We start from the raw sequence: 23,929 nt of genomic DNA on the forward strand, positions 1-23,929 counted from the left end.
CTTTTCTACGTCACCGCTTGCGCTGCTGCCACACCGCGGCCAACCCGCTGCAGCAGATCACCGCGATCCCGACCACCGTGGTCAGGGTCGGCGTGTGAGAAAACAGCAGCCATCCCAACAAGCCTGCAAAGACGATCTGGCAATAGCCGAAAGGTGCCAACAAGGCCGGTGCGGCGTATCGGAATGCCTGGGTCAGCAACAGGTGAGCCGTCATCCCGCAGGCCCCGAGCGCCACCATCAAACACCCATGAAACAACGTGGGCACCTGCCAGAAAAACGGTACCAGCGCGCTCATCACCAAGGTGTTGCACAGACCGGCGAAAAAGTTACTGGTCGTCGGGCTGTCGATTTCACTGAGCTTGCGCGTGAGCAACTGATAGAAGCAGAAGAACAGCGCCGAACACAAAGGCAGCAACACCGCCGGCGTGAACAACTCCCCACCGGGATGGACAATGATCAATACACCGATGAACCCGCAGATGACCGCGATCCATTGGCCACGGGTCACATGCTCTTTCAACAACGGCACCGACAGCGCAGTCACCAGCACCGGGGCGAGAAAGTTGACAGCCGTGGCTTCGGCCAAGGGGATGTATTGCAAGCCGGTGGTGAAAAACAGACTGGTGCCCAGCAGGCACAACGCCCTGACCAGCTGCAGCATCGGTCGCTTGGTACGCAGGACACGCAACCCCGATTGCGGCAGGAAAATACCCGCCATCAGCAAGGTATGAACCACATAGCGGGCCCAGACCACCATGACGATCGGATAGAAACCCGACAGGTACTTCGACAAGGCGTCATGGCTCGAGAAGAGAAAGGTGGCGATGACGATCAGCAAAATCCCTTTCAAGGGATGGTTAACGCCGGAGAGCGGTGTGCTGACGGTCATGAATATCCCTTACGTCCTGAAATCAAAAACATCGTCGTATCGTCCTCTCGTGATTATCGTCAGGATAGATCCATCTCGACAATTTAGAACCTGATTCCATTTTCCTTCATGGACGTACGACGAAACTGTGCGAACAACGCACAGCTTTTTCCTCGCATCAGTCTAGCTAAACAACTCGGAGGCCAGACTCGCCGCCGACAACTCCTCTGTAAATCTCAGCAAGACCGGCGCCAATTCATGCAACCGCGCTCCCGGCATCCGCGCGCTGGGGCCGGCGATGCTCAATACACCAATGACTCGCCCATCACCGGGATGGCGCACCACCGCCGCAATCGCCGACGTGCCCACGGCCGAGCTTTCCTCGACCCACGCATACCCTTGTTCCCGCGCCAGACGCAAGCGCTCCAGCAGTTCAATGTTGGAACGCGGCGCGTTCGGACCGAGATCCTTGGGTTGTTCCGCGCCTTGACGCTCGACCAGTGACAAGGCTTCGGCATCGCTCATGCACGCCAGCCACGCATGCCCGGAAGCCGTGTAAAACAGCGGCGCATCACGGCCCATGTCGGGGTCATAGCGCAGCCCGGACCGAGCGCCCTGGGCTTTGGCAATCCAGGTCTGGCGCTCGCCTTCGATCACGCCCAGGCGCACCAGTTCACCGGTTTCCTGGGCGAGACGATCAAGCACAGGCTGAACGATATCGGCACCGCTGCTCGACAGATAACGAAACCCCATCGCCACCAGTTTGGTCGACAGCTGATAGCGCAGGTTCTCCGGGTTTTGCCGGACGTAACCCAATCGAATCAGTTCGGCGAGCAAGCGGTGCGTCGCACTTTTCGGGATGTCCAATTGCTCCGCGAGCAGCTGCAGGGGTACGCCGCGGGGGTCACTGGTGAGGCTCTCCAGGACGCTGAAAACTCGTTCGATCTGACTGCCGGCCATGGGGGGGGTCCACAAAAATTTGATCGATTCTAAAAGACAACGATGTTTATGCAAAATCTGGAACACCCTCCCCGTCAAGCCTACCCACATCCGCTGCGCCAGCTGCTACAAAGAGCGTGTTTCGTCCCCTTACACATTCAGCCCGCACGCCCGGGCCGATGCGGTTATTCATGGACAGGGCGATTACCCGCCTTCATCAATCCATGAGAGACCACAACCATGTTATGGAACAAGGCAAGACGCAGCACCAACGTTAACGACACTCGCGAGGGCAAGGATGCCCGTAAACCTACAGGGTTAGTACTCGGCGCAGGACTGGCGTTCGCACTCACAGGCGCCGGCGTGTACACGGCGCTGAGTCCAACACAAGAAACGCCATCCGAGCAAAACACCTCGAGGTTCCCCGTACCCGCCGTCGACCCGCAATTGACGTTCGTTCAGGCCGTGCTGGGCGATACCGAAGACACCTGGAAGGACCTCTTTGCCCAAAAAGGGAAACACTACCCCGAACCGACATTGATCCTGTTCGGCAACGGCGTGAATTCGGGATGCGGTTACGTCGGTTCCGGGGGCGGCCCGTTTTATTGCCCCACAAACAAACAGGTTTACCTCGATCTCGAATTTTTCCGAATTATGGCCGAACGCTATTCGGTGGCGGGCGATTTTGCCCAGGCCTACATCATCGCTCACGAGGTTGGTCATCATGTGCAGCTTGAGCTGGGCCTGTCCGAGCCCTTGGAGAAAGCCCTCAACGAAGACCGGCCCGTGATAGGTGACGGTGGCCTCGAGGTTCGCGGCGAACTGCAAGCCGACTGCCTGGCAGGAGTCTGGGCGCACCATGCACAAAAACGGCACGAGTGGCTGGAACCGGGGGATATCGACGTCGCGCTGAACGCCGCGTCAACCTTCGGCGACGACTACCTGCAGGCGCTGAGTAAAGGCAACGTGTTGCCTGAGACGTTCAGCCACGGCACCTCGCAGCAGCGCCAGCACTGGTTCACCCAAGGTTTTACCGTGGGTGCCGTAGACGCCTGCGACACCTTTACTGCCGAGACCCTGTAATCCCCTTCGTCAGCTCAAATCGCTGATATCACCCCAGGCACAGAACCGCCGCGCCATAAGGCTGTCAGACGACCGGACTGGCGCGGCACCTGCTCACCAGCAACACTCATCACCACGCTTCTTCATCACGCAAGGAAAGAGGGTTCCCACATGCTATGGAAAAAAGGCCGACGCAGCGACAACGTGGTAGATGCCCGTGGAGATAATGTCGGCGGTGGTGGCGGTGGGATGCGCTTTGGTGGCGGCAAAGGTTTGAGCCTGACGGCAATCATCTTGATTGTCGGCATCGGCTGGATTACGGGACAGGATCCCTTGCAGATACTCGGGCAACTGACCGGGCAGATGAGTGAGCAATCGGCACCGGCGACCACCCAGACGCGCAAGGCGCCACCGGCCAATGATGAGAGTGCCGAGTTCGTGCGCTCGATTCTGGGTGATACCGAAGATACGTGGGGCCAGATTTTTCAGCAGGCGGGACGGCAGTATAAAAACCCGGCGTTGGTATTGTTCAGCAACCGCGTCAACTCGGCGTGTGGTTTGGCGACATCGGCGACCGGCCCGTTTTATTGCCCGGCAGACCAGAAAGTTTACCTGGACATGAGTTTCTTCCAGGAAATGTCCCAACGCTTTTCCGCAGCCGGCGACTTTGCTCAGGCTTATGTGATCGCTCACGAAGTCGGGCACCACGTTCAGACGTTGCTCGGGGTGTCGGCGAAAATTCAGGCTGCGCGCCAGCAAGGTCGACAGATGGAAGGTGACGGCGGCTTATTGGTCCGTCAGGAGCTTCAGGCCGATTGCCTGGCCGGTGTCTGGGCGAACAATGCACAGAACCGCCTGAACTGGCTCGAGCCAGGTGATATCGAAGAAGCCTTGAACGCCGCCAACGCCATCGGCGACGACCGCTTGCAACAGCAAGGCCAGGGTCGCGTGGTGCCAGACTCGTTTACCCATGGCACGTCAGCGCAAAGGGTGCGCTGGTTTAAAACCGGATTTGCACAAGGCCAGGTTGGCCAGTGCGATACCTTTGCGGCGAAAAATCTGTAAATGAAAAATTGGCTGTTGATGCTGTTGTTTACCTGCGCAAGTACCCTGGCCGCCGAGCATGGCGTGAAAGAAATCAGCCCCGGGCGGTTGTTGTTGAAAGAGGGTGAGATGGCCGTCGGCATTGGCCCGGCGCCCGCGAAGATCGAACGCGTACTGATCATCCTGCATGGTCGGTTACGCAATGCTGAAACCTATCGCCAGAGCGGCGAACACGCAGCCGAACTGGCCGGACAAACGTCCACCACGCTGGTGGTCGCCCCCCAGTTCCTCAACGAAACAGACCTCGCCCTGCACCCATTGCCCGACACCGTGTTGCGTTGGCAGGGCAATGAGTGGATGGCGGGCGGTTTATCCACCGCGCCGTTTCCTCTCAGTTCCTACGCAGCGCTCGACCAAATCGTCGGCCGGTTTGCCGACCGTCGACAGTTCCCAGACGTGAAGGAAATCATTATTGCCGGGCACTCCGGCGGTGCTCAGGTGGTGCAACGGTATGCCTTGCTGAGCAGCGATCAACCGGACCTGGAAGCGGCCGGCGTGCACGTGCGTTACGTGATCGCCAATCCTTCTTCCTATGCGTATTTCGATGAGCGACGGCCCGTGGCGTTCAACCATGCGGGCTGCCCTGGTTTCAATCGCTGGAAGTATGGGCTCGCGGATTTGCCTGCTTACGCACAAGCACAAACCCCCGCGGCGCTTGCGCAGCAATACGCCAAACGAGACATCGTTTACCTGTTGGGCCAGCAGGACACTGATCCGAATCATCCGGCGCTGGACAAGGGGTGTGAGGCGAAAGCTCAGGGCCCGAATCGGCTGATGCGCGGGCGCAATTATTTCGAGTACTTGAAGCGCGAGCATCCTGAGGGGCTGAACCAGCAGCTGATCGAGGTGCCCGGGGTTGGGCATGATGGGGATGGGATGTTTACGTCACCGGAGGGGCTGAAGGTGTTGTTTGGTCAATAAACAATGGCGCCCAGGTTGACGCCATCGCTAGCAGGTCGAATCGTCGCACCGTAGCTCCCACAGGGTTCTGTGTTGAATGACAGACCTGAGGTTGACCCAGTCAATGTGGGAGCGGGCTTGCCCGCGAAAGCGGTGGCAGCGACGACCCATCACTTAAACTGAAAGCATCTGCCTGAGTTCAACACAATCCGCCGCATGCCAGTCCGTCAACTCCGGCCACGGATTGTCCGGCAGGTTCACCAACACCGTCCGCGCCCCCGCAGCCCGGCCGCAATCCAGATCAAAGCGGTAATCGCCCACCATCACCATCTCGCTGGCCGGCACGTTCCAGGCTTCAGCCAGTTTCAGCAACCCGCCCGGATGAGGTTTCGGTGGTGCTTCATCGCGCCCCAGCACATCCTCCACCGCGAAACAGTCCGCCAGGCCGATGGCCTCCAGCGTTACGTGCGCCAGTTCCCGCGCGTTACGCGTAAGGATACCCAGACGGTAGCCGCGTCCTGCCAGTTCACGCACCAGTTCCACCGCGCCCGGCGCTGGTGTTGAACCTAGCGCCAGATCACGTTCGTGCTCCAGCAGCCACGCATGTTTCGTGGCCGCTTCCTCAGCCGGCAGCGCGGCGAGGTGGGTCAGGATGTCGTCCTCGGCCGGGATCGACAGCGCCACACGAATCGCCGCGAAGTCGTGCACGGCCACGGTCAGGGTGCCGTCCATGTCGAACACCCAGTGCCGCACCTCGCCCAGACTCATGCCCAATCCTTGCGGTAGCGAATCAGGCCTTCCTGCGTGACCGACGCCACCAGTTGCCCGGCGCGATTGAACACGCTGCCACGGGTAAATCCACGGGAATTACCGGCCCACGGGCTGTCCATCGCGTACAGCAACCAGTCATCGGCGCGCAGATCCGCGTGGAACCACAGCGCGTGGTCCAGGCTGGCGACCTGCATGTCCTTGTGCCAGACCGATTTGCCATGGGGCTGCATCGAGGTGGTCAACAAGCCGAAATCCGACGCGTAGGCCAACAGGTATTTATGCAATGCCGGCGAATCGGCCAAGGCACCGTCGGCGCGAAACCAGACGTACTTGATCGGATCCGACGGTGTCGGGTTGTAGGGGTCTTTCTCGGTAATCGGCCGGAATTCGATGGGCTTGGGGCACAACAGTTTTTCGCGCATGTGTTCCGGGATCAGGTGCGCACGCTGCTGGGCCAATTCGAGTTCTGAAGGCAAGTTTTCCGGGCCGACCACGACCGGCATCTCGGCCTGGTGCTGGAAGCCTTCTTCGTCATATTGAAACGACGCGCTGCAGGTGAAGATCGGGTTGCCCTTCTGAATCGCCGTCACCCGGCGCGTACTGAAACTGCCACCGTCACGCACCCGGTCCACCTGGTAAACCACTGGCAGCGCGGAATCGCCCGGACGCAGAAAATAGCCGTGCATCGAATGCACATGGCGCGCTTCTTCTACCGTCTGACTGGCCGCCGACAGCGACTGACCGATGACCTGACCGCCGAACAACTGGCGAAAGCCCAAATCCTGACTGCGGCCACGGAACAGGTTTTCCTCGATCGGCTCCAGGGTCAGCAGGTCGACCAGATCATCCAACACTTGGCTCATTCAGACTCTCCTAACACAACGCAATGCCGCGCAGTCTTGGCTGCGGCGGTCGATTCAGTTTCTGGCCAGCGCCATCATGGGAGCCATTGTAAACATCCCGGCCGGCTTAGCCATGCAAGGTTTGCAGCCATTGTTCACGGGTGATGCGGTACAGCACATGGTGACGCAGCGGATGGCCGACGGCGAGCTTGGGATGCTCAAAGTCATCGGCTGAATCATGGTGCATGCCGATGGCCTGCATGACTTTCTCCGACGGCAGATTGGATTGCGCCGTGAAGGCCACGACTTCGTTCAGCGCCAACCGGTCAAACCCGCAGCGCAGAGCGGTCCAGGCCGCTTCACTGGCATAACCCAGCCCCCAGTGTTCACGCGCCAGGCGCCAGCCGATCTCGATAGCTGGCGTGAAAGGCGCGTCGAACCCGACCACGCCCAGCCCGGTAAAACCGATAAAAGCACCCGTGTCCTTGCGCTGCAGCGCCCAGAGGCCGAAACCATGCTCGGCAAAATGTCCACGAATGCGACCGATCAACGAGGCGCTTTCCAGCCGACTCAAGGGCGCTGGAAAATAACGCATCACTTGTGGGTCGGCGCACATCGCCGCAAATTCCGGCAAATCCTCATCGCGCCATTGTCGCAACAGCAGACGTGCGCTCTCGAGTTCCAGTATCGGCTCCATCGTGCTCCCCCTTTCCATGCCTCAAGTTTACATCGCTGGTAGGATCCTTCATTCATTCCTACACGCGTCCAAGATAAATCAGCCATGCCCCTGCCGTTGATCTACCACGAAGACTACAGTCCCGAGTTCCCGGCGGATCACCGCTTTCCCATGGACAAATTTCGCCTGCTGCGCGATCACCTGGTAGACAGCGGGTTGACCCGGGACGCCGACCTGTTGCGTCCGAAACTCTGCCCGCCAGAGATTCTCGCCCTCGCTCATGACCCTGCGTATATCGAACGCTATATGAGTGGCGAGTTGTCCCGTGAAGACCAGCGGCGTCTCGGCCTGCCCTGGAGCGAAGCCCTGGCCCGACGGACGATACGGGCGGTTGGCGGTTCACTGCTGGCGGCCGAGCAGGCGCTGGAACACGGATTGGCCTGCCACCTGGCGGGCGGCACACACCATGCGCATTACGATCACCCTGCCGGTTTCTGCATCTTCAATGACCTGGCCGTCATCAGCCATTTCCTACTACAAAGCGGTCGGGTGAACCGGGTGTTGATCTTCGATTGCGATGTGCATCAGGGCGACGGGACGGCGCGGATCCTGCACAACACCCCTGAAGCGGTCACCGTTTCCCTGCACTGCGAGAAGAACTTTCCTGCACGCAAAGCTGAAAGCGACTGGGACATTCCCTTGCCAATGGGCATGGGCGACGCTGATTACCTGAAAGTCGTCGACGATGCGCTCAACTATTTACTGCCGCTGTACCAACCCGACCTGGTGTTGTACGACGCCGGCGTCGATGTGCATAAGGATGACGCGCTCGGCTACCTGAAGCTGACAGACGAAGGCGTCGCCGCACGGGACGAAAGCGTGATGCGGCATTGCCTCGGCAGGGATATTCCGGTGGTCGGGGTAATCGGCGGCGGCTACAGCAAAGACCGCAAGGCCCTGGTGCGTCGACACGGGATTCTGCACCACAGCGCGCAACGGGTCTGGCTGTCATCAGGGTGTCATTGAGCTGTGGATGCTTTACCCACAATGCCTGTGGAGCTGCCTGTGGATAACCTGAGTGAAAGGGACTGCAGGCCTTGATGTGTATAGCCTGCAAAGTGGTGGTTGTTTTTTGATCAGCTTTCGAAGCATCCCCACTCCCTGCGGGAGCTGGCTTGCCAGCGATGAAAGTTGCACATCCAGCATCTTCGATAACCGGCAGACTGCTATCGCTGGCAAGCCAGCTCCCACAGGGAATATGTGCTGATAGAATGCGCGCCCTATTCCGCCACACCGCAGCGCTCGCCATGACCAAACCATCGCCCTCCTCTTCCTCTCATGTCGCCATCATCGGCGGCGGCCCCGCGGGGCTGATGGCGGCCGAAGTACTGAGCCAGGCCGGGATCAAGGTCGACCTGTACGACGGCATGCCTTCGGTAGGGCGAAAATTCCTGTTGGCCGGGGTCGGCGGCATGAACATCACCCATTCCGAAGCCTACCCGGCGTTTCTCTCCCGTTATGCCGAACGCGCTCCGCAGATCGCCCCACTGCTGCGCTCATTCGGTGCTGATGCCTTGTGCCAGTGGATTCATGATCTGGGCATCGAAACCTTTGTCGGCAGCTCGGGCCGCGTGTTTCCCACCGACATGAAAGCCGCTCCCCTGCTGCGCGCCTGGCTCAAGCGCTTGCGCGAGGCTGGCGTAGTTATCCACACCCGCCACCGCTGGCTGGGCTGGGATAACAGCGGCAGCTTGCGCATTGACAGCCCCGAAGGCGAAAAAACGATCAAGCCCGACGCCACCTTGCTGGCACTGGGCGGTGGCAGCTGGTCGCGCCTGGGTTCCGATGGCGCGTGGATGCTGCCACTTGAGCAGCGCGGCGTCGGACTGGCGCCTCTGCAGCCGAGTAATTGTGGCTTCGAGGTGCAGGCCTGGAGTGATTTGATGGTCAGTAAATTCGCTGGCGCGCCGCTGAAAAATATCGCCATCGGCCTCAATGACGACGTCCCGCGGCTTGGCGAATGCGTGATTACCGCGACCGGGATTGAAGGCAGCTTGATCTATGCCCTGTCGGCTCCGACCCGTGAAGCCATCAATCAGCACGGCTCAGCGACCCTTCACCTGGACCTGTTGCCGGGCCGGCCTGTGGATAAAGTCCAGGCTGCACTGGATAAACCACGGGGTTCACGCTCCCTGTCCAAACACCTGCACAGTCAGCTCGGGATTGATGGCGTCAAAGCGGCGCTGTTGCGAGAACTCACACCGACTGAGACGTTTGCCGATATGGCACTGCTGGCCAAAGCGATCAAAGCGCTGCCACTGACCCTGGTGAAAACCCGCCCACTGGACGAGGCCATCAGCAGTGCGGGTGGTGTGTTGTTCGAAGCGATGGATGAACGCTTGATGCTCAAGCAAGTGCCTGGCGTGTTTTGCGCGGGGGAAATGCTCGATTGGGAGGCGCCGACCGGGGGCTATCTGCTGACGGCGTGTTTCGCCAGTGGGCGTGCGGCGGGGTTGGGGATGGTGGACTGGCTCAAGGGCAGCGGCAAGCCTGCTGCGTTTTGATCGTTCCCACGCTCTGCGTGGGAACGATCACTCAAACAGCGAATTAAGGCTTCTTCTTACGCGGCCCGGTATTGAACACCGGCACTTTTCGCACAGGCTTGATCGAAGGTTCCGGCGCCGAAGCATCCCCACTCTCGACCCACTTGCCCAGGTTGCGCTTGCCGCCGCCGGAGGTTTTTGGCTTCTTCGGCTTTTTCGGTTTCTTCACGACCTGACCGCTGGCATCAGTGTCCGGCACGCGGTGTTCAGGTTCAAAATCGTGCTCCACCTGCCGAGGCAATGTCTGACGCGTCAGCGTTTCAATGGCCGACAGCAGATTCACTTCATCCGCGCAGACCAGCGAAATCGCCTGCCCGGTTGCACCCGCACGACCGGTACGACCAATGCGGTGAATGTAGTCTTCCGCCACGATCGGCAGGTCGAAGTTGACCACCAACGGCAAATCTTCGATATCCAGACCGCGGGCCGCCACGTCGGTTGCCACCAGGATCTGTACTTCACTGGCCTTGAAACGGTCCAGTGCGCGCTGGCGCGTCGCCTGTGGTTTATCCCCGTGGATGCCGTCGGCGTTGATGCCCAGGCCCTGGAGTTTTTCCACCAGCGCGTCCACGCCGTTACGGGTTTTCGCGAACACCAGGACCTGCTTCCACTTGCCCTTGCGCAACAAATGGATGAACAGTTCCGGCTTGCGCTTTTTGTCGACCGTCACCACCCACTGCTTGACCGTGTTGGCGGCAACGTTGCGCGGGCTGACCTCGATGGTTAGAGGGTCGTTGAGCATTTGCCCGGCCAACAAACGGATGGCGTCGGAGAAGGTCGCGGAAAACAACAGCGTCTGACGTTGTTTCGGCAGCACGCGGTAAATATTCCCCAGCTCTTCCGAAAAACCCAGATCGAGCATGCGGTCAGCTTCGTCAAGAATCAGGGTTTGCAGCTGATTGAACTTGAGGGCCTTCTGGCGATACAGGTCGAGCAAACGACCCGGGGTCGCCACCAGCACGTCGACACCTTTGCGCAGCTTCATCATCTGCGGGTTGATGCTGACGCCGCCGTATACCGCGTAAGTGCTCAACGGCAGATTCTCGGCGTACTGACGCACGGCTTCGTGAACCTGTTCCGCCAATTCACGAGTCGGCACCAGGATCAGCGCGCGCACCGAGTTTGACGCCACTTTCGGCCCTTCCATGGCCAGCAATTGCAGGAGTGGCAGCGCGAAACCGGCGGTCTTGCCTGTCCCCGTCTGGGCGGCGGCCATCAGGTCGCGACCGGCCAGCACCGCTGGAATGGCCTGCGCCTGAACCGGCGTCGGGGTCTGGTAGCCGAGCGTCTCAAGAGAGCGCAGCAAGGGTTCGATCAGGCCAAGGGTGGCGAAAGTCATGGGATTACCGTAGGAAAATTCAGCGCGGTTGTGCAATGCCGCGCAGTTTACCCTAATTCACGCGGGATTCTGTCGGCACCGCTGCAGCGGGTTTGACCGGAGCCCGTCGCCACTGCGGCAACCCGATCAGGACCACGGCGCTGATGATCACGGCCATGGCCAACGCTTCTTCAATTCCGATGGTCTCACCGACAAACACAATCCCGAGCAATACCGCGACCGCCGGGTTCACGTAGGCATAGCTTGTAGCCGCCGCTGGCCGCACGTTTTTCAACAGGTACATGTACGCGTTGAACGCGATGATCGAGCCGAAGAAGATCAGATAAGCCAGGGCCACCCAACCTTCAACCGGTGGCAGGCTTTCCAGGCGTTCGCCGCTCACGGCGCTGCCGATCAACAACACAACGCCGCCCACCAGCATTTCCACCGCGCTGGCCATCGCGCCCTGAGGCAACGGCAGGTGTCTGCTCCAGACCGACCCAAAAGCCCAGGCCGCTGCGGCGAAGACCAGCAACGCTGCGCCCGTCGGGCTCGATTGCAGGTTGGAGCCGAGGTTCAACATGCCAATGCCGATCAACCCGAGCACAATCCCGGCCCATTCGAGACGGGTATTTCGCGCGCCCCAGAAGTATCCGCAGAGCAAGGTAAACAAGGGCACCGTCGCCACTGCCAACGCGGCAACACCCGAAGCAACGCCTGTATGTTCGGCAATACTGACCGCACCGTTACCACAGCTCAGCAGCAATATTCCGATGATGCCCGCCGCTTTCCACTGCGCCCACGTCGGTGCAGGTGCCCCGCGCCAGCGCAGGAACGCGTACATCAGCGTGCCCGCAATCACGAAGCGAATACCGGCGAGCAGCAGCGGCGGCCAGTATTCCACGCCGATTCGAATCACCAGGTAGGTCGAACCCCAAATCACGTACAGCGCGAAAAAGGCGGCGATCAACGGTAAGGGGAAGCGACGTAAGCCAGGCATGGGGCAGCTCGAAGGCAAGACAAAAGAACGGTTATTCTAGAAAGGCGAATGGGTAAAAATAAGTTACAAAACCGGTTTTTCGCACCGGTACACTTTGAAAACATGGTCTCTGTCCGGCCTGCAGAAACTATGTAGGAGCTGTGTAGGAGCTGTGTAGGAGCTGTCGAGTGAAACGAGGCTGCGATCTTTTGATTTTGCCTTTAAAAATCAAGATCAAAAGATCGCAGCCTCGTTTCACTCGGCAGCTCCTACAGGGCTCAGGGTGTGGGAGTTCGAGGGATCAAGCGTTCAGCATATTTACGGTGTTCCCGTCAGAACCCGCGATGCCGCTTCAAATGCTCATTGATCTTCGCCGCCGGCACTTTCTGCAAACTGCACAGCAAATCATGAGACAACTCCCGCAGCCCATGCTTCTGCCGTAATTCCTGGGCCAGGTGCGCCGTCAGGTTGGCCGCCATTTCGGCATCAGCCATGGCCCGGTGAGCCTGGCCCGTGTGGGGCAGTTGCGCGAAGGTGGTGAGGGTGCCGAGTTTATGGTTCGGCGCCGCGGGCATCAGACGACGGGCGAGCAGCAGTGAACAGGCAAAGTTCTGCAAGCGGGTGCGCTTGATGCGCCCCATCTCGAAGTCCCAGAACTTCTGGTCGAACGCTGCGTTGTGCGCTAGCAGAGGCGTGATGCCAACGAACTCGTTGACCTCATTCATCACTTTCTCGGCCGAGGGTGCGGTGCGCAACATGGCGTTGCTGATGCCGGTGAGTTGTTCGATGAATCCCGGTACGCGCACGCCGGCGTTCATCAGGCTCTGGTAACGCTCGACGATGCGCCCCTGTTCAAGGATCACCACGGCGATTTCCGTGGCCCGGCAACTGCTGCTCGGTGAGATCCCGGTGGTTTCAAAGTCGATGACTGCTATGCGTTCCAAACCTGTTTCAACTCCGTAAAAATCAATTCTTGAGCAGCAACGCGCCTTCGATCGGCACGTAGCGGCTGGCGGCGCGGATCAGCGAGTTGGCGGTCAGGCCAGGCACGCCGTAAGCCACGGCTTGCACGCCATGCTTGCTGATGATGCGCTCGAGCAGCATGTCGAAATCACCGTCGCCGGAAGCCAAAACGACTTCGTCGACGTGATCGGCGGCGTCCATGATATCGAGGGTGATGCCCACGTCCCAATCACCCTTGGCCGAGCCGTCGCTGCGCTGGATGTAGGGTTTCAGCTTCACGACGAAGCCCAGGTTGCGCAGGATCTGCTGGAACTGCTGCTGTTTGCTGTCGCCACGATCGATCGCGTAGGCATAGGCCTCGACAATCTCGCCCTGCTTGCTGATATCAGCCCACAGCGCGGCGTAGTTGAAGTGGCAACCATAAGCCTGACGCACGGTGTAATAGAGGTTCTGGACATCGGCGAACACTGCGATTTTTTTCACCGTTCATCCTCGTTCGCGCGCAGACGCGCAGGCTGGATCAGGCACCAGGCCCGAAAGGGAGCCCAGTATGCCAGCACGAAGGAATGTTCCGCGAATAATCAGCCATGCGGCGAGGGAGGTTGCCCCCTCGCCGCAACGTAATCAGACGAAGGAGTCGTCATCTGCGCCAAAGAATGACGAACTGTCGTCACTGTAATCAGCATCGGCATAACCGCCCTGATCACTGGCGCTGTTGTCAGCGACACGCTGGTCATCGCCCCAACCATTGTCGCCACCGCTCTGGTCGTTGACCTGAGCCGGTTCTTCCTTGATCACTTCAACCACTTCGGGCTGCTGATTGTGATTGAACAGGCTGCTGATGCCTTGTGCCAGCATCACGCCACCCGCCACGCCGGCTGCCGTTTTCAGGGCGCCACCGAGAAAACTGCCGCCCGCCGGCTGCTGCGCGGCGTAATTCTGCTGAGGGGGTGCAGCACCGAAGTTTTGCTGAGCGGGCTGCGAATTGAACGAAGGACGCGCCGGCTCACGCCAGCCTCCACCACTCGAAACCGGTGCCGATTGAGTGGGCGCGGGCTGCGTATCACGGGAACCACCGCCAAAGATGCTCGACAGGAAGCCACCACTCGCCGGTGCTGAGGGCTGTGCTTTGGCTTGCTGCAGCTCGGCCTGCAATTGCTGGACTTGCTGGGTGAGTTGCTTGTTCTGCTGGTCGAGGCTCTTGAGAGCTGCCTCTTGCACCAGAATCGCCTGGGTCATGAAATAGCCTGCTGCGGGCTGGCGAGTCAGGTGTTCCTTGATCCGCGCCTCGGCCTGAGCGTCACGCGGGGCTGAATCCGTTTCGGCCTGCTGCAGCCGGGAAAACAGTCCATCGATCAGGGTTTGTTCTTCGCTGTTCATGGCGACCTCGTAGATTGCCGGGAATTTCGTCGTCTCATCCGCTGTGGATAAGCTGCTCACTGGTAATGGAGGCTGATACGGGATGTTTCAATGACCTTTACCGAACGTTTACGTTTGCGCCCCCAAGCGCATCATCGGTTAAAGTGAGCCACTGCTTTCAATCTGCGATACCGACTGATGAATTCCTTCGATGTACTGCGTGACTCTCTGTATTTCTTCAAGCGCAATCTGGGCCAGATCGTGCGGCTGTGCCTGCCGCTGGTGATCTTCGAGGCGCTGTTGCAACAAGTCGTTGACTACTCCACTGAGCCGGACAGCTTTCCTGGCATCAGCGTGATCGTCGGTTTGTTGATCTACCCGCTCTACACCGCCGCACTGATCCTGTTTCTCGACGCCCGCAGTCGTGGCGAATCGCCGCGCACCCGTGACCTGCTGGCAATGTCTGCGACCCTGTGGCCGCGTTTCGCCCTGCTGACGGCCCTTAACACGCTGCTGATCCTGCTCGGCTTGTCGCTCTATTTCCTGCCAGGCATCTGGCTGATGGTGACCCTGGCCTTCGGCGAATACCTGCTGGTGCTGCGTGGATTGGCCCCGCTTGCCGCCATGAAGGAAAGCCTGCGCCTGACACGGGGACATTTCCTGAGAATCCTGGTGTGCATCCTGTGTGTGATGGGCCCGTTGTGGGTACTCAAGGGCGCGACACTGACGATCTACCCGGACCCGCAAAACCCTGTCATTTCACTGCTGATCGACAGCGCCCACAGCTTCCTGCAACTGTTCACCAGCGTGGTGCTGTTCCGTTTGTTCATGTTGATCAGCGAACAACCGGCCAAAACCGATGGGCCGCTGTAACTGACGCCGCAGCCCTCTGCGTTGACTGACACCGCGCCACCTGGAGCAGCTGGCGTCCGATTGAGATGTGGCGAGGGGATTTAGCGAACGTCGCACCGCCCCGTTCGGCTGCGCAGCAGTCGTAAAGATTTTGGGGCCGCTGCGCGACCCAACGGGGATAAATCCCCTCGCCACATAGGGTTTCGTTAGCTGCTACAGGGGGGGGAACGCTATTTGCGTAGACATCCTTGGGATTACGCCCGACGCTCGGTTATGCTCGGGCTCATCTTTTGTAACGCGATAAAAGCCGAGTCATGACCCGTCTACTGCGCTACACCTTGCTGGGCCTGCTGATCGCGATCGCCCTGGTCGCCCTGCTGATCTACAACCTGACCTGGCGCCCCGAGGCCAAGGAAATGTTGCCCGTCAGTTGCAACGCACAGGCCCCCACGCTGGTGTCTGGCCAAGCGCTGAAGATAATGACCTGGAACGTCCAGTACCTGGCAGGCAAGCGCTATGTGTTCTGGAACGACCTGGCCCAAGGCAATGACGAAAATCCCACGCCGGAGGACATGGCATTCAGCCTCGATGAAGTCGCGCGGGTGATCCGTGACGAGCAGCCGGACATTGTGCTGTTGCAGGAGCTGGATGACGGCGCCAAAGCCAGCGACTACCAGAACCAGCTCAAACTGCTCCAGGAACGGCTCGCCGACCTCTACCCCTGCAGCGCCCACGCATTTGACTGGAAGGCCGAATTCGTTCCCGTGCCCCACATCTTTGGCGCCGTCGGCCGGCAACTCGCCACCCTCAGCCGCTACCAGATCGAACACGCCGAACGCCTGCAATTGCCCATCGAGCCCGCCACCTTCATCAGCCGTCAGTTCAAACCGAAAAACGCTCTGCTGGTCACGTATCTGCCGCTAAGCGATGGCGGCCAGATCGCCGCGCTCAATACGCATCTGGACCGCGCCACCCAACCGGATGAAACGCTGCAAGACCAGGTGAGCGCCGTGGGCAAGGTGCTCGACCGATACGAAAGCCGAGGCACGCCCTGGCTGATTGGCGGTGATTTCAATCTATTGCCGTTGGGGCAATTCCAGCGCCTGCCCAACGAACAACGCACGCCCTACTCCGCCGACAGCGCACTGCATCTGCTGTGGGACAAGTACCCGATGATCCCCACCAACAACGAAGCCAGCGGTGCCGACCGGGCGCTGTGGCTGACGCATTACCCGAACGATCCGGGCTTGAACGGCCCGGACCGGACGGTTGATTACCTGTTCTACAGCCCGCGAATCAAACGGGTCGAGGCCATGGTGAGGCAGGACGATACGTTGCGTATTTCCGATCACTTGCCGGTGATTGCGCGGTTTTTGTTGCCGGTAGCACCATAATTGAACGCAAACCTGTGGCGAGGGGATTTATCCCCGTTCGGCTGCGCAGCAGTCGTAAACCAGCGTACGCGGTGCAATTGATGCACCTCGGTTACAGTTCACGGGGCTGCTCCGCAGCCCAACGGGGATAAATCCCCTCGCCACAGATGTATGCGTAACGTTTAAGCGATCAGCATTCGCTTTCACAAAGGGGATTGCGTATGACCGGCAATCAGCTTAATGCCCCTCTTCCAGCTCATCATGCAGCAACCCGAAAATCTCGCGTTTCATCTCGATAAACGAGCGTTCCATGACCATGTCCAGGTGGCGTGGGCGTTCGATCGGTACATCCAGAATCTGCTTGATGCGCCCCGGCCGCGCGCCCATCACATAGACCCGATCCCCCAACAGAATCGCCTCGTCGATATCGTGGGTCACGAACAGCACGGTTTTTTTGCTGTTGCCCCAGACCCGCAATAACAGCTGCTGCATTTGCAGGCGCGTCTGGCTATCGAGGGCGCCGAACGGTTCGTCCATCAGCAGAATCTGCGGATCGTTGGCCAGCGCCCGAGCAATCGCCACACGTTGCATCATGCCGCCGGACAGCTGCTTGGCGTAGTTGTCGGCAAAGCCGGTCAGGCCCACTTCATTGACGTAGTAGTCGACGATTTCCTTGCGCTGCGCGGCCGCCATGCCACGCCGTTTGAGACCGAACTCGACGTTCTGGCGCACGGTCAGCCAGGGAAACAGGGTGTAGCTCTGGAACACCATGCCGCGGTCCGCACCCGGCCCCTGCACTTGCTGGCCGCCCACGTAGATCTCGCCTTCGGTGGGTTCGTTGAGCCCGGCGGTGAGGTACAACAGGCTCGACTTGCCACAGCCTGACGGCCCGACCAGCACCGCGAATTGTTGATCGGGCACCTCAAACGACACTTTCTCCAGCGCGGTAAACATCCCGCCGTCGGGCTTCTGGTAGCGCAGACTGACCTTGTCCACTTGCAACCGTGGCGCGGCCTGTACCGGAGCCGACTGGGACGTGACGAAACGAGGGTTGACTGCGGTTACTGAGCCCATGCGGCGATCCTCAGACGTAGGAAGCGGAACAGTTGATCGGTGAACAGGCCCAGCAGGCCGATGATCGCGATAGCCAGGAAGATCACGTCAACCTGAAAGCCGCGCATGGCTTTGAGACTCAGGTAACCCAGGCCACTGGACGCCGCCACCAGCTCGGCGACCACCAGGTAAGTCCAGGCCCAGCCCATGGTCACGCGCAAGGTGTCGAGGACACCGGGCAACGACGCTGGCGCGATCACGTGCAGCACCGCATCGCGGCGATTTGAACCGAGGGTGTAGGACGCGTTGATCAGGTCCTTGGAGATGCCTTTCGACACGTCAGCGATCATCACCAGTTGCTGGAAGAACACGCCGAAGATGATCACCGAAACCCGTTGCTCCAGGCCGATGCCGATCCACAGAATGAACAGCGGCACGAACGACGTCACCGGCAAGTAGCGAATGAAATTGACCATCGGTTCGAGGAACGCTTGAACGATGCGGAAGCTGCCCATCAGCAACCCCAGCGGCACGGCCACCAGCGACGAGATAATAAACCCGACCATCACCACTTCGAGACTGGCCCACACATGCAGACCGAGGGTGCCGTCGCGGCTCAGGCGCACGGCGGCTTCAACCACCGCACCCGGTGTCGGCAGGAACATCCCCGGTACCACACCGCCGTAAGACAAGCCGGCCCACAAGCCCACCAACAACACCCAGGCCAGCCCACTGGCGCTCCAGATCACCTGCACCGGCAGACCGGTCTTGGGCGTGATGCAGCGGCTCAGCCATGAATTGCGCTTGAACATGCGAACCTCCTACAGCGGGGTGACGAAGCGGTTGTCGATCAGATCGTCATTGCTGACGTTGTAGGGTTTGCCCTGCAATTCACTGGCGGTTTCGTTGGCCAGTTTGATCAACGCTTCGCTGTCGCCCGGCGCACCCGGCGCGCCCAGGAGTTTCTCGCTCATCGCCTGATCGTAGAACCGCACGCCTTTCGCGGCGGCGGCCAGTTCCTTCGGATCGGCCAGGTAACCACCGACGCCCTTGGCCATGATCTTGTAGGCTTCTTCCGGATGATCCTTGGTGTACTGGACGGCCTTGTACAAACCAGCGACCAGCGCCTTGACGTCTTCCGGCTGCTTCTCGATGACCGAACAGTTGAGCGCCACCACGTCGACGATCACACCCGGAGTGCTGCTGCTGTCGATCAGCACCTTGCCTTGCTGTTTGCTGCGCACCATCGACAGATGCGGTTCCCAGGTCACGGCAGCCGGCACGCGCCCGGCGATGAACGCGGTGGCGGCATCGTCAGCCGTCATGTTCTGCACGGTGATGTCGCTCATGGTCATACCGTGTTTTTTCAGCAGATAAGACAACCAGAACTGCGACGTCGACCCTTCGTTCACTGCCACCGCTTTGCCTTTGAGCTCCTGCAGACTCTTGACGTCCTTGCCCACCAGCACGCCGTCGCCACCATGGCTGTCGTCCAGTGCAGCCACGGCCTTGAAGCAAAATTGCGGACGGTATTTCAGCACTTCGTCGATGGTCGACGCCGAGCCCGACAACTCGCCGGAAGCCTGCGCGGCCATGTACATGGAGGCTTCTTCGACGACGGGCAATTCGACGGTCAGGCCGTTTTCCTTGAAGTAACCCAGGTCCCGGGCCAGGTAGAGCGTGCCGTAGCCCACCCAGGTGGTGTGACCGATAGAGAGGGTGCCGGCCTGGGCGCTGGTGGCGACCGTGGCGGCAATGGCGGTGAGCGCCAGTGGATGGGCGAGACGGGTAAGCAAGGACTTGATCATGGAGCACTCCCAAAGCTGTTGATTTAGTTTTGATGGGCAGTACGGCCAGCGGCTCTGGACATCAGCTGTCACCTCGGGTCTCTGATGGACCTTGCGGTGGGCAGCATCGGGCTGACTGGTGAAGTCGATGTTGGCCCAGTGCGGGGAGAAGGAAAATTAGGAAATATGTCGCCGGGAGTGATGAAAAAACTGGGTAGCGTGCCCGGTAAAAGGGCGGTGTTGGAGGGGGTGCACGGGGTGGGTGCAAAACATGAATTGTGTTGGATCGGCTATCGCAACCGCGAGCAGGCTCACTCCCACATGAGGGCTGTATCGGCCACAAAAATAGTGATCAACACAAATCCCCTGTGGGAGTGAGCCTGCTCGCGATAAGGTCCGCAGGACCTTCCTGCGATGTCAGAGCCGGCCGTATTCCTGCGCCGTACGATCCAGCGCTTTCAAGGTCTTGCCGACCAACTCATCAATTTCCTCACGACTGGCAATCAGCGCCGGCGCCATGATCATCCGTCCCAACGTCGAGCGAATGATCACCCCTTCTTCAAAACCAATCGTGCGGCAACGCCAGGCAATGTCGTTCTCATTGGCGAAGCGCTTGCGGCTGGTCTTGTCCTCGGCCAGTTGCAACGCCGCGACCATGCCCACGCCTTGAATATCACCCACCAACGGGTGATTGCCGAACACCTCGCGCAAGCACTGTTGCAGGTACGGGCCGATGTCATCCTTGACGCGCGTGACCACGCCTTCATCGCGCAATGCCTTGAGATTGGCAATCGCCACCGCCGCCGCCACCGGGTGTCCGGAATAGGTCAGGCCGTGGGCAAATACCCCGCCCTGCTCCACCAGCACCTGGGCCATTTTCTTCGACAGGATCAACCCGCCCATGGGGATGTAGCCGGAGGTCAAACCCTTGGCGATGGACAAGGTGTCCGGTTCAAAACCGAAGTACTCATGGGCGAACCATTCGCCGGTACGACCGAAGCCGCCGATCACTTCATCAGCACACAACAGCACGTCGTATTGGCGGCAGATGCGCTGGATTTCCGGCCAGTAACTTTCCGGTGGAAAGATCATGCCGCCCGCACCCTGGAACGGTTCGGCGATGAAGCCCGCGACCTTGTCCGCACCCAGTTCGAGAATCTTCGCTTCCAGTTGCTGCGCCGCTCGCAGGCCGAATTCCGCCGGCGTGAGATTGCCCTCATGGGCGAAGAAATACGGCTCGTCGATGTGTTCGATGTCCGGGATCATGCCGCCCATTTCATGCATGAATTTCATCCCGCCCAGCGCCGTCGCGGCCAGGGTAGAACCGTGGTAGCCGTTCCAGCGACCGATCATGATTTTCTTCTCGGGCTTGCCGAGCACCTGCCAGTAACGGCGCACGGTGCGGATCAGCACCTCGTTGGCCTCAGACCCGGAATTGGTGTAGATCGCATGGCTGTAGTGCCCCGGCAACAGGCTAAACAGCAGCTCCGAGAGCTCGATCACCTGCGGGTGGGTGGTGTGGAAAAACATGTTGTAGTACGGCAACTGCTCAAGCTGCCGGGTCGCCGCCGCAGCCAGATCCTTGCGCCCGTAACCGAGATTGGTGCACCACAAACCGGACATGCCATCCAGGTAACGCCGACCATCGTTGTCCCACAGATGCAGACGCTCACCGTGGACCATCACGCGCGGTCCTTCGTCGTTCAGGGCTTTTTGATCGACGAAGGCGTGGATGTGGTGCGCAGCGTCGGCGGCCTGATAGTCGCGGGTTTCACGTGGTGTGGTCATCGCCAGTTCTCCGTTTTGTTGTGAGCGGCTGTTATCAGCGCAGCTGAAACCAGGTGGTCTTCAGCTGGGTGTATTTATCGAATGAGTGCAGCGACAGGTCACGGCCGAATCCCGACTGTTTGCCGCCACCAAAAGGCACCGTCACGTCCAGCGCATCAACGCTGTTGACCGACACCGTGCCCGCTCGCAATTGCCGCGCCACGCGGTGGGCGCGGTTGAGGTCGTCGGTCCACAGCGAAGCCGCCAGACCGTAGACGCTGTCGTTGGCCAGTTGCAAGGCCTGTGCCTCGTCATCGAACGCCGTCACCGCCAGCACCGGCCCGAACACTTCATCGCGAAACAGCGGCATGTCCGGGCGCACACCGGTGAAGATCGTCGGTTGAATGAAGTTGTCGGAACCGTTGAAGATCGACTGGCGACCGCCACACACCTTCGTCGCGCCCTGGCGTTCGGCCTGTTCGATAAACGTCATGATGCGCGCGGTCTGGCGGCTGTCGACGATCGCTCCGGCGCTGCTCGACGGGTCCAGTGGATCCCCCGGTAGCCAGCGTTCAGCCTGGGCTTTGAGGCGCTCGACAAAGGCGTCGTGAATCGAGCGCTCGACTAACAACCGCGAGTTGGCCGAGCACACTTCGCCCTGATTGAAGAAGATCCCGAACGCGGCTTTCTCGGCGGCCAGATCAAGGTCCTGGCAATCGGCGAACACCAGGTTGGCGCTCTTGCCGCCGCACTCCAGCCACACCTGTTTCAGGTTCGATTGTGCGGAATACTGCATGAAGTATTTGCCGACTTCCGTGGAACCGGTGAATACCAGGCAATCGACGTCCGGGTGCAAGCCGAGGGCTTTACCGGTCTGCTCGCCAAGCCCGGGCAACACGTTGAGCACGCCTGCTGGCAAGCCGGCTTCCAGCGCCAGTTCGGCCAGACGCAGGGCAGAAAAGGGTGATTGTTCAGCGGGTTTGAGGATCACCGAATTGCCCGCCGCCAGCGCCGGCGCCAGTTTCCATGCCGCCATGTCCAGCGGGAAGTTCCACGGCACGACGGCCGCGACCACGCCCAACGCTTCACGGGTGATCGTGGCGAGGACGTTTTGCGCGCTGGGGGCGATCTGATCGTAGAGTTTATCGAGGCTCTCGGCGTACCAGCGGAACACTCCGGCGGCGCCGGGGACGTCGATGTTGTAGGCATCCATCACGGGTTTGCCCATGTTCAGCGAATCCAGCAGTGCCAGCTCTTCACGATAGATCATGAGCAGGTCAGCCAGACGCAGCAGCACTTGCTTGCGCTCAGCCGGTGATCGGCCCGACCACGTGCCGGCCTCGAACACCTGCCGTGCATTACGCACCGCCGCGTCTACCTCTGCTTCGCCGCACGCGGTCACGTTCGCCAGGCACTGGCCGGTGGCCGGATTGATTGCCGCAAAGGTCTGCCCTGTCTGTGCCGTACCGTGTTTACCGTCGATGACGGCCTGATCGGGAAACCGCAGGGCAGCGGCTTTATTTTGCCAATATGCAAGCTCGAACACGTTCAGACGCTCCAAAGGCTTTCTTGTGTTCTGGATGTTGGCTCAGGTACGAGTCCAGCAAAAATAGTAAAAATGTCTTCGCAGACGATAAAAAAACGGGGTAGTCATTCTCCCCAGCCGGGTTGCTTGTGGTTATTGTTCAAGCAACAAAAACACCGTCGTCAGAACGGATGCAGGCGGCTCGCAATTTGCTTGGATGTCGACATCATCCACCCCGAGGTTTGCCGTGGCTGCCTACAACCTGCGTCAACTGAAATACTTCATCACCACCGTCGAGTGCGGCAGCGTCGCCGAGGCTTCGCGCAAGCTGTACATCGCCCAGCCGGCGATCTCCACGGCAATCAAAGGCCTGGAGGACAGCTTCGGTGTGCAACTGCTGATCCGGCACCACGCTCAAGGTGTGTCGCTGACGCCCAGCGGCGCGCGCTTTTATCGCAAGGCCCAGGAACTGCTGCGCATGGCCAAGGAGTTCGAACAGAACGCCCTGGCCGACAACGATGTGGTGTCCGGACAAATCGATATCGGCTGCTTTGAAACGGTCGCGCCGTTGTACTTGCCGCAGCTGATCGCCGGGTTTTCGGCGCTGTACCCCGGGGTGAAGATCCGCATCCGCGACGGTGAGCAACAAGAGCTGGTGCAAGGCCTGACATCGGGCGCCTTCGACCTGGCCATCCTGTATGAACACGATCTGGACGCCACCATCGAAACCGAGCCGTTGATGCCGGCGCAACGACCCTATGCGTTACTGCCGGCGGACCATCGCTTCGCCCAGCTCAAGCAAGTGTCGCTGCGGGATTTGTGCCTGGAGCCGATGATTCTGCTGGACGTGCAACCGAGCCGGACCTACTTCGTCAGCCTGTTTGAAGAGTTGGGCCTGACCCCGCACATCGCGTTCAGCTCACCGTCGATCGAGATGGTCCGGGGCATGGTCGGGCAAGGGTTTGGTTTCTCGATCCTGGTCACGCGGCCGCACTCGGAATGCACGTATGACGGCAAGAAAGTAGTGTGCGTGGACATCGTTGAGGATGTCACGGGGTCGGGGTTGGTGGCGGCGTGGCTCAAGCGCGGGCAGTTGACCAAACCGGCGCAGATGTTTGCCGATTATTGTCGGGAGCAGCTCACCGTGAAGGCCGGCGCCTGAACCTGGTGCTTATGATCGTTCCCATG

General features: G+C 59.9%; 24 protein-coding genes. 9 read left to right on the plus strand and 15 right to left on the minus strand.

Annotated features, from left to right (window positions below; all coding sequences use genetic code 11):
* Positions 1-10: 10 nt before the first annotated feature.
* Together AC3ZVB_RS22545 and AC3ZVB_RS22550 are read right to left on the minus strand one after the other, a co-directional pair.
* Positions 11-889 carry a DMT family transporter gene (locus tag AC3ZVB_RS22545; protein ID WP_162439560.1) on the minus strand — a complete coding sequence of 293 codons (879 nt, stop codon included), beginning with the start codon at positions 887-889 and terminating at the stop codon, positions 11-13.
* A gap of 162 nt (positions 890-1,051) precedes the next feature.
* A complete protein-coding gene (locus AC3ZVB_RS22550) occupies positions 1,052-1,828 on the minus strand; it encodes an IclR family transcriptional regulator (protein ID WP_194692828.1) in 777 nt (258 codons plus the stop codon).
* 219 nt (positions 1,829-2,047) lie between these two features.
* Here AC3ZVB_RS22550 and ypfJ (AC3ZVB_RS22555) point away from each other — a divergent pair, with 219 nt between their 5' ends.
* The 3 genes from ypfJ (AC3ZVB_RS22555) to AC3ZVB_RS22565 all read left to right on the plus strand — a co-directional run bounded on the left by ypfJ (AC3ZVB_RS22555) (position 2,048) and on the right by AC3ZVB_RS22565 (position 4,894).
* Positions 2,048-2,890 carry a KPN_02809 family neutral zinc metallopeptidase gene (ypfJ, locus tag AC3ZVB_RS22555; protein ID WP_490147784.1) on the plus strand — a complete coding sequence of 281 codons (843 nt, stop codon included), beginning with the start codon at positions 2,048-2,050 and terminating at the stop codon, positions 2,888-2,890.
* Between the two features lie 150 nt (positions 2,891-3,040).
* A complete protein-coding gene (gene ypfJ, locus AC3ZVB_RS22560) occupies positions 3,041-3,934 on the plus strand; it encodes a KPN_02809 family neutral zinc metallopeptidase (protein WP_490147785.1) in 894 nt (297 codons plus the stop codon).
* Positions 3,935-4,894: an alpha/beta hydrolase gene (locus AC3ZVB_RS22565; RefSeq protein ID WP_490147786.1), complete on the plus strand. Its 960-nt coding sequence runs from the start codon at positions 3,935-3,937 to the stop codon at positions 4,892-4,894.
* Between the two features lie 153 nt (positions 4,895-5,047).
* Here AC3ZVB_RS22565 and AC3ZVB_RS22570 read toward each other — a convergent pair whose 3' ends face one another.
* From AC3ZVB_RS22570 to AC3ZVB_RS22580, 3 genes are all read right to left on the minus strand, one after another.
* Positions 5,048-5,641 (minus strand): HAD family hydrolase, encoded by a 594-nt coding sequence (locus AC3ZVB_RS22570; protein WP_490147787.1) that lies wholly within the window; start codon positions 5,639-5,641, stop codon positions 5,048-5,050.
* Positions 5,638-6,507, minus strand: a complete 870-nt coding sequence (gene tesB, locus AC3ZVB_RS22575; protein ID WP_162439566.1) for an acyl-CoA thioesterase II — start codon at positions 6,505-6,507, stop codon at positions 5,638-5,640. Before tesB ends, AC3ZVB_RS22570 begins: the two co-directional genes overlap by 4 nt.
* A gap of 106 nt (positions 6,508-6,613) precedes the next feature.
* Positions 6,614-7,183, minus strand: coding sequence for a GNAT family N-acetyltransferase (locus AC3ZVB_RS22580; RefSeq protein ID WP_490147788.1), 570 nt, complete (start codon positions 7,181-7,183; stop codon positions 6,614-6,616).
* Between the two features lie 84 nt (positions 7,184-7,267).
* Between AC3ZVB_RS22580 and AC3ZVB_RS22585 the strand changes: the two genes are divergently transcribed.
* Positions 7,268-8,188: a histone deacetylase family protein gene (locus tag AC3ZVB_RS22585; protein ID WP_490147789.1), complete on the plus strand. Its 921-nt coding sequence runs from the start codon at positions 7,268-7,270 to the stop codon at positions 8,186-8,188.
* 281 nt (positions 8,189-8,469) lie between these two features.
* Positions 8,470-9,726 carry a TIGR03862 family flavoprotein gene (locus AC3ZVB_RS22590; protein ID WP_490147809.1) on the plus strand — a complete coding sequence of 419 codons (1,257 nt, stop codon included), beginning with the start codon at positions 8,470-8,472 and terminating at the stop codon, positions 9,724-9,726.
* Positions 9,727-9,769: 43 nt separating this feature from the next.
* Here AC3ZVB_RS22590 and rhlE1 read toward each other — a convergent pair whose 3' ends face one another.
* The 5 genes from rhlE1 to AC3ZVB_RS22615 form a co-directional block, all read right to left on the minus strand.
* Positions 9,770-11,104: an RNA helicase RhlE1 gene (gene rhlE1 / locus AC3ZVB_RS22595; protein ID WP_162439570.1), complete on the minus strand. Its 1,335-nt coding sequence runs from the start codon at positions 11,102-11,104 to the stop codon at positions 9,770-9,772.
* A gap of 52 nt (positions 11,105-11,156) precedes the next feature.
* Complete coding sequence (gene yedA / locus AC3ZVB_RS22600; protein ID WP_162439571.1) at positions 11,157-12,083, minus strand: drug/metabolite exporter YedA; 927 nt, start codon at positions 12,081-12,083, stop codon at positions 11,157-11,159.
* Between the two features lie 311 nt (positions 12,084-12,394).
* On the minus strand, positions 12,395-13,006 hold the full coding sequence (locus AC3ZVB_RS22605) for a 3'-5' exonuclease (protein ID WP_490147790.1): 612 nt from the start codon (positions 13,004-13,006) through the stop codon (positions 12,395-12,397).
* 22 nt (positions 13,007-13,028) lie between these two features.
* On the minus strand, positions 13,029-13,508 hold the full coding sequence (locus tag AC3ZVB_RS22610) for a LabA-like NYN domain-containing protein (protein ID WP_054616703.1): 480 nt from the start codon (positions 13,506-13,508) through the stop codon (positions 13,029-13,031).
* 141 nt (positions 13,509-13,649) lie between these two features.
* Positions 13,650-14,405 (minus strand): DUF2076 domain-containing protein, encoded by a 756-nt coding sequence (locus tag AC3ZVB_RS22615; RefSeq protein ID WP_490147791.1) that lies wholly within the window; start codon positions 14,403-14,405, stop codon positions 13,650-13,652.
* A 177-nt stretch (positions 14,406-14,582) separates the two neighbouring features.
* Here AC3ZVB_RS22615 and AC3ZVB_RS22620 point away from each other — a divergent pair, with 177 nt between their 5' ends.
* Both AC3ZVB_RS22620 and AC3ZVB_RS22625 read left to right on the plus strand, forming a co-directional pair.
* Positions 14,583-15,257 carry a DUF7847 domain-containing protein gene (locus AC3ZVB_RS22620; protein ID WP_194692836.1) on the plus strand — a complete coding sequence of 225 codons (675 nt, stop codon included), beginning with the start codon at positions 14,583-14,585 and terminating at the stop codon, positions 15,255-15,257.
* A 293-nt stretch (positions 15,258-15,550) separates the two neighbouring features.
* The gene (locus tag AC3ZVB_RS22625; RefSeq protein ID WP_490147792.1) at positions 15,551-16,630 is read left to right on the plus strand and encodes an endonuclease/exonuclease/phosphatase family protein; all 1,080 of its coding nucleotides are present in this window, start codon (positions 15,551-15,553) and stop codon (positions 16,628-16,630) included.
* A gap of 216 nt (positions 16,631-16,846) precedes the next feature.
* Here AC3ZVB_RS22625 and AC3ZVB_RS22630 read toward each other — a convergent pair whose 3' ends face one another.
* From AC3ZVB_RS22630 to AC3ZVB_RS22640, 3 genes are read right to left on the minus strand one after another with little or no spacing between them, the layout of a single operon-like run.
* A complete protein-coding gene (locus AC3ZVB_RS22630) occupies positions 16,847-17,683 on the minus strand; it encodes an ABC transporter ATP-binding protein (protein WP_490147793.1) in 837 nt (278 codons plus the stop codon).
* A complete protein-coding gene (locus tag AC3ZVB_RS22635; RefSeq protein WP_162439577.1) occupies positions 17,671-18,474 on the minus strand; it encodes an ABC transporter permease in 804 nt (267 codons plus the stop codon). The genes AC3ZVB_RS22630 and AC3ZVB_RS22635 overlap by 13 nt, the downstream gene beginning before the upstream one ends.
* 9 nt (positions 18,475-18,483) lie before the next feature.
* Positions 18,484-19,470: an ABC transporter substrate-binding protein gene (locus AC3ZVB_RS22640; protein ID WP_162439578.1), complete on the minus strand. Its 987-nt coding sequence runs from the start codon at positions 19,468-19,470 to the stop codon at positions 18,484-18,486.
* A gap of 84 nt (positions 19,471-19,554) precedes the next feature.
* On the opposite strand from AC3ZVB_RS22640, the gene AC3ZVB_RS22645 reads away from it, so the two are divergent.
* Positions 19,555-19,827 (plus strand): hypothetical protein, encoded by a 273-nt coding sequence (locus AC3ZVB_RS22645; RefSeq protein ID WP_490147794.1) that lies wholly within the window; start codon positions 19,555-19,557, stop codon positions 19,825-19,827.
* Between the two features lie 39 nt (positions 19,828-19,866).
* On the opposite strand, the gene AC3ZVB_RS22650 is transcribed toward AC3ZVB_RS22645, so the two are convergent.
* Together AC3ZVB_RS22650 and AC3ZVB_RS22655 are read right to left on the minus strand one after the other, a co-directional pair.
* Positions 19,867-21,237 (minus strand): aspartate aminotransferase family protein, encoded by a 1,371-nt coding sequence (locus AC3ZVB_RS22650; RefSeq protein WP_490147795.1) that lies wholly within the window; start codon positions 21,235-21,237, stop codon positions 19,867-19,869.
* Positions 21,238-21,271: 34 nt separating this feature from the next.
* Entirely contained in the window at positions 21,272-22,762 is a 1,491-nt protein-coding gene (locus AC3ZVB_RS22655; protein WP_490147796.1) for an aldehyde dehydrogenase, read from the minus strand.
* Between the two features lie 226 nt (positions 22,763-22,988).
* Between AC3ZVB_RS22655 and AC3ZVB_RS22660 the strand changes: the two genes are divergently transcribed.
* The gene (locus AC3ZVB_RS22660) at positions 22,989-23,903 is read left to right on the plus strand and encodes a LysR substrate-binding domain-containing protein (protein ID WP_194692842.1); all 915 of its coding nucleotides are present in this window, start codon (positions 22,989-22,991) and stop codon (positions 23,901-23,903) included.
* The last annotated feature ends 26 nt before the right edge of the window (positions 23,904-23,929 follow it).

The sequence above is a fragment of the Pseudomonas sp. MDV22-iso1 genome (genome assembly GCF_058145095.1).